We start from the raw sequence: 5,765 nt of genomic DNA on the forward strand, positions 1-5,765 counted from the left end.
TACCACGACCTCAAAACCGACGGAATCATCACCTAACACCACTTGACATCCATAGGACTATCCAGCGGTGGTGGCTCAACCAGTCGTGGTGGTTCGACCAGCGGTGGTGGTTCGACCAGCGGTGGTGGCCCGACCGGACGGCGGGCCCGTAATGTGACGCCGCCGTTTTCGCGGTCGGTATACCGCCCCCGGTAGACTCCCGGAACGCGCATTCGCGCGGAATGTCTCTCGGCTTCAGGGGCCAATCCGGGTCCGCTCGCCAGCTACGCCGACCAGTTCGAGGTGACTCCACCGTGCCCGACAACCCGCTGGCTCCCGCCTGGCTGCCGCTGCCTGCCGACGCGAACGCGTTCGCGCCCGAGGTGTGGCCGACGACCCTGAGCAGAGACGCCGACGGGGTCGCCGTCATCGGAGGCGTTCGCGTCGACGAACTGGCGGCGCGCTACGAGACTCCGCTGTATGTACTCGACGAGGAATATGTCCGTTCCCGTGCCGACCGGGTGCGACGCGCGTTCGCTGAGGCGTTCGCACGCGTCGGCGCCGTGGCCGAGGTGTACTACGCCGGAAAGGCCTTTCTCAGCACAGACGTCGCCCGCTGGATGACCGAGGCCGGCCTGCGCATCGACGTCGCCAGTGGCGGCGAGCTCGCGGTGGCGCTGGCCGCCGGAGTCGACGCCTCGCGCCTCGGCTTCCACGGCAACAACAAGTCCGCGGCGGAGCTCGACGGGGCGGTGGATGCCGGAGTGGGCACCATCGTGATCGATTCCGAGCAGGAGATCGCGCGGGTCGCGGCCGCGGCATCCGCGCACGACCGTAGGCAGCGGGTGCGGCTGCGTGTGCGCACCGGCGTGCACGCGCACACGCACGACTTTCTCGCAACAGCCCACGAAGACCAGAAGTTCGGAGTCGCGCTGGAGGATGCCGAGCGGCTCGTGGCAGACATCCGCTCGCATTCCCGTCTCGAGTTCGTCGGACTGCACTGCCACATCGGCTCGCAGATCTTCGGCGCAGACGGCTTCGCGGAATCGGCGGCGCGCCTGATCGCCGTGCATGCGCGACTTCTGGCGCGCGGCCCGGTTCCCGAGCTGAACCTCGGCGGCGGGTTCGGCATCGCGTACACAGAGGCCGATCGCCCCGACCGCATCGAAGACCTGTCCGATCGCGTCGCTCAGGTGCTGGCCGCAGAATGCGAGGCGGCGCGGATCCCGCTGCCGACGGTCGCGTTCGAGCCGGGACGGTACATCATCGGCCCTGCCGGCATCACTCTCTACACCGTGGGCACGACGAAGCCGGTCGCTCTCGACGCCGACGGCACGCAGGCGCGACGGCTGTATGTCAGCATCGACGGCGGCATGAGCGACAACGCCCGCACGGCGCTGTACGGCGCCGACTACTCGACACGCATCCTCGGACGCGCTTCGGGGGCCGAACCGGTTCTCGTGCGAGTGGCGGGCAAGCACTGCGAGTCCGGCGACATCGTCGTGAACGACGATTATCTGCCGGGCGACGTCGCTCCGGGCGACCTGCTCGGCGTAGCGGCGACCGGCGCGTATTGCTGGGCGCTGTCGAGCAACTACAACTTTCTGCCGCGGCCGGCGGTGGTTGCGGTGCGTGACGGCGCATCGCGGATGCTCGTACGCGGCGAGACCGTCGACGACCTGCTCGCCCGCGATCTGGGCGCCCGTCACTCAGCCGTCGTCGCAGGCACGGTCTCGGATGCCATGGATGCTCCCGGCCCGCTTGGCCGCACCCGTCGAAAGGAGGCGCTGTGATCGAGTACCGAACCCTGAAGGTGGCGCTGCTCGGCGCCGGTTCGGTGGGATCCCAGGTCGCCAAGCTCCTTCTCGATCACGGTGACGAGCTTGCCGCACGTGTGGGGGCGGGACTCGAACTCGTCGGCATCGCGGTGCGCGACGTGGACGCGCCGCGCCGTGCCGACCTGCCGCGCGAGCTCTACACGACCGACGCGCGCTCCCTCATCCTGAGCGCCGACATCGTCGTTGAGCTGATGGGCGGCATCGACCCGGCGAGGGAGTACGTGCTGCTGGCGCTCACCTCGGGTGCGGACGTCGTCACCGGCAACAAGGCGCTGCTGGCCGAGCACGGGGCCGAGCTCTTCGCGGCGGCCGAGCAGGTGGGCGCGCAGCTCTACTACGAGGCCGCCGTGGGCGGGGCGATCCCGATCATCCGGCCGCTGCGGGACAGCCTCGCCGGCGACCGGGTCGAGCGCATCCTGGGCATCGTGAACGGCACGACCAACTTCATCCTCGACCGCATGGATTCCGCGGGCGAAACCCTCGAGTCGGCCCTCGAGACCGCCACCGAGCTCGGCTATGCCGAGCGCAGCGACCCCTCGGCCGACGTCGACGGGTATGACGCCGCGGCCAAGGCCGCCATTCTCGCCGGACTGGCATTCCACACGACCGTGCCGCTGGCATCCGTGCACCGCGAGGGAATCAGCGGCATCACCAAGCACCAGGTCGATGCCGCCCGCGCCGGTGGTTACGTGATCAAGCTGCTCGCCATCTGCGAGCGGGTCACCGACGACGAAGGACGCGAGGGGGTCTCGGCCCGGGTGTACCCGGCGCTGGTCCCCAGGGAGCATCCGCTGGCCGCGGTGCGCGGTGTGCACAACGCGGTGTTCGTTCAGGCGGCGGCCGCGGGCGACCTCATGTTCTACGGGGCGGGGGCGGGAGGTCTGCAGACGGCATCCGCCGTGCTCGGCGATGTCGTCTCGGCGGCCCGACGACACGTGGTGGGAGGGCCGGGAGTGGCGGAATCGACGCACGCCGATCTGCCCGTACTCGATGTGGGTGCGGTGCGCACGCGGTACCAGATCACGCTGCTGGTGACGGATGCCCCCGGCGTGCTTTCGCGCATCGCCGCCGTGTTCGCGACGCACGACGTCTCGGTCGAGACGGTGACCCAGACGGTGGCCTCGGCGCCTTCAGCTGCGTCGGCATCGCCGGCCGTTTCGGCGCCGGCCACCGGGCAGGATGCCCCACCCGGCACGGCTACGCTGGTGATCGGAACGCACGTCGCGTTCGAGTCCGCCCTCGCGGCGACGGTCGCCACCCTCCGCGACAGCGATGAGGTCGTGGCCGTGACCTCTGTTCTACGAGTTGAAGGAGCCTGACGTGGCGCACCAATGGCAGGGCGTTCTGCGCGAATACGCCGACCGTCTCGACGTGACGGAGGCCACGCCCATCGTCACGCTCGGCGAGGGCGGAACCCCGCTCATCCCGGCGCCGGCGCTCTCGGCTCGCACGGGTGCCGACGTGCACGTCAAGTTCGAGGGCATGAACCCGACCGGATCCTTCAAGGACCGTGGAATGACGATGGCCGTCTCCAAGGCGGTCGAGCAGGGCGCAAAGGCCGTGATCTGCGCATCGACCGGGAACACGTCGGCGTCGGCGGCCGCCTACGCGACGCACGCGGGCATCCAGGCCGTCGTGCTCGTGCCCGAGGGCAAGATCGCGATGGGCAAGCTGAGCCAGGCGATCGCGCACAATGCTCAGCTGCTGCAGGTGCAGGGCACTTTCGACGACTGCCTCGACATCGCCCGCGACCTCGCCGCGAACTACCCGGTGCACCTTGTGAACTCCGTGAACAACGACCGCATCGAGGGTCAGAAGACGGCGGCGTTCGAGGTGGTGGAGGTGCTCGGCGATGCACCCGACTTCCATTTCATCCCGGTCGGCAACGCGGGCAACTACACGGCGTACACGCGTGGCTACACGGAGGAGGTCGAGCGTGGGGTCTCGACCAAGCTGCCGCGCATGTTCGGGTTCCAAGCCGCGGGAAGCGCACCGATCGTGCTCGGCCACCCGGTGAAGGATCCGGAGACCATCGCGAGCGCCATCCGCATCGGCAACCCGGCGTCGTGGGAGCTCGCCCTCACCGCTCGCGACACCACGAACGGCTATTTCGGATCGATCGACGACGAGCAGATCCTTGCCGCACATCGCATCCTCTCCGCGGAGGTGGGCATCTTCGTCGAGCCGGCCAGCGCGATCAGCGTCGCCGGACTGCTCGAGCGGGCAGAGGCTGGTGCGGTTCCGGCCGGGGCCCGCGTCGTGCTCACCGTGACCGGCCACGGCCTGAAGGACCCGCAGTGGGCGCTGCGCACGGCCGGCGGCGGCGAAGTGCAACCCACCGTCGTGCCGGCGGACACCGCACAGGTCGCCGACGTGCTCGGGCTGAGCCCGTCGGACGCCGCGTGAGCGGGCCATCCACGCCGCCGGAACCGGTGTCCGGCGGGGGTGCTGTGGATGCCCGCACTTCCCTCGTGCCCGTCGGTCGCAGTGTGCGCGTGAAGGTTCCCGCCACGTCGGCGAACCTCGGCCCCGGATTCGACACGCTCGGGCTGGCACTGGCGCTGTACGACGACCTCACCGTGACGGTACGAGCCGAGCCGGGCGCGCACGTGACCGTGCACGGCGTGGGCGAGGGCGAGGTCCCCACCGACGAGTCCAACCTCGTCGTTCGTTCGATCGCGCATGCGTTCGCCTCTGCAGGCATCCGGATGCCCGGACTCGAACTCGTCGCGCACAACGCGATTCCGCACGGTCGGGGTCTCGGATCGTCGGGGGCCGCGATCGTTGCCGGCATCGTCGCGGCGAAGGGCCTGCTCGACGGTCTGGCGGAGTTCGGTCCCGACCGATTGCTCGCGCTTGCGACCGACCTGGAGGGTCATCCCGACAACGTTGCGCCCGCGCTCTTCGGCGGTCTGACGATCGCGTGGATGTCTCAAGGCGGCCCGTCGCACAAGAAGCTGATCGTGCACCGGGGCGTCTCGCCGCTCGTGTTCGTGCCTGAGCACGTCATGTCCACGGCGCTCGCCCGTAGCCTGCAGCCGGTGTCGGTGCCGCACGAGGACGCCGTGTTCAACGTGTCGCGGTCGGCGCTGCTCGTGGCGGCCCTGGTGCAGAGTCCGGAACTGCTGCTGGCGGCCACCGAGGACAAGCTGCACCAGAACTACCGCGCCACGGCGATGCCGGAGACGCATCGCCTCATCTCCGAGCTCCGAACTGCAGGCTTTCCCGCTGTGGTGTCGGGGGCCGGTCCTTCGATCTTGGTGCTGTGCAGCGATCCTGCTCAGCGCCTGGCTGCCGCGCAACTCGTCGCCGACCGCGCAGAGACCCGCTGGCAGCCGCTCATGCTCGCCGTCGATTTCCTTGGTGCGACAGTGCACAGAGGGCAGGGGACGCCCTGAGCGTCGAGGTGGGTTCGCGCCAAACGTATCTGCACACGCCACCGAAACGTCCCCCGCGAATGCTGGTTCATGGAGTGCGAACAGGGCGCGTGTGGATGCGTGATGCCTCATGTCAAGATGCTCGCGAGGGTGGGGGTGTGTGCCTCACGTAATGTGCACGCGAAACGTGGCCCGGGTTAGGCGGCGTGGGGCGTTGTGGCGTAGGTCTTCGCTTCGGCGGCGGTGATGAGTCGGTTCTGGATGCGGTGGATCCGCCAGGTGAGGTCGGCGAGGTCGACGCTGGTACGGAGCTGCTGGAGGCGTGCGCGTTCCGGTGGCAACAGGATCCCGGATGCGATGACCCGGTCGGCCGGGGTGGCTGGTGCGTCGTAGGTGCGCACGGTTTTCCCGGTCTTCGTTGTCTTCCAGCCGGTGACTTTGATGGTGGGCAGGAACAGGTTCTTGCGCAGGTTCACCAGCAGCCAGAGCTGGTTCAGCAGGTGGGTCTGCTGCACGGATAGGTGACAGGTTGGTTATGCGGCCAGTGCGGCCGGTGTGTTCATCATGACTT

At 69.0% G+C, this 5,765-nt stretch carries 5 protein-coding genes; 4 read left to right on the forward strand and 1 reads right to left on the reverse strand.

What is annotated here, in order from left to right:
• The first annotated feature begins 293 nt into the window (after window positions 1–293).
• Genes lysA through thrB form a run of 4 tightly spaced genes read left to right on the forward strand, consistent with a single transcriptional unit; the run spans window position 294 to window position 5,215 of the window.
• Window positions 294–1,772: a diaminopimelate decarboxylase family protein gene (gene lysA / locus ACYVDK_RS14055; protein WP_460522789.1), complete on the forward strand. Its 1,479-nt coding sequence runs from the start codon at window positions 294–296 to the stop codon at window positions 1,770–1,772.
• Window positions 1,769–3,136 (forward strand): homoserine dehydrogenase, encoded by a 1,368-nt coding sequence (locus ACYVDK_RS14060; protein ID WP_460522791.1) that lies wholly within the window; start codon window positions 1,769–1,771, stop codon window positions 3,134–3,136. The genes lysA and ACYVDK_RS14060 overlap by 4 nt, the downstream gene beginning before the upstream one ends.
• A gap of 1 nt (window position 3,137) precedes the next feature.
• Window positions 3,138–4,223 carry a threonine synthase gene (thrC, locus tag ACYVDK_RS14065; RefSeq protein ID WP_460522793.1) on the forward strand — a complete coding sequence of 362 codons (1,086 nt, stop codon included), beginning with the start codon at window positions 3,138–3,140 and terminating at the stop codon, window positions 4,221–4,223.
• A gap of 44 nt (window positions 4,224–4,267) precedes the next feature.
• Window positions 4,268–5,215 (forward strand): homoserine kinase, encoded by a 948-nt coding sequence (gene thrB, locus ACYVDK_RS14070; protein ID WP_460522797.1) that lies wholly within the window; start codon window positions 4,268–4,270, stop codon window positions 5,213–5,215.
• Window positions 5,216–5,391: 176 nt separating this feature from the next.
• On the opposite strand, the gene ACYVDK_RS14075 is transcribed toward thrB, so the two are convergent.
• On the reverse strand, window positions 5,392–5,709 hold the full coding sequence (locus tag ACYVDK_RS14075; RefSeq protein ID WP_460522795.1) for a hypothetical protein: 318 nt from the start codon (window positions 5,707–5,709) through the stop codon (window positions 5,392–5,394).
• Between the last annotated feature and the right edge of the window lie 56 nt (window positions 5,710–5,765).

The organism is Humibacter antri (assembly GCF_054777235.1).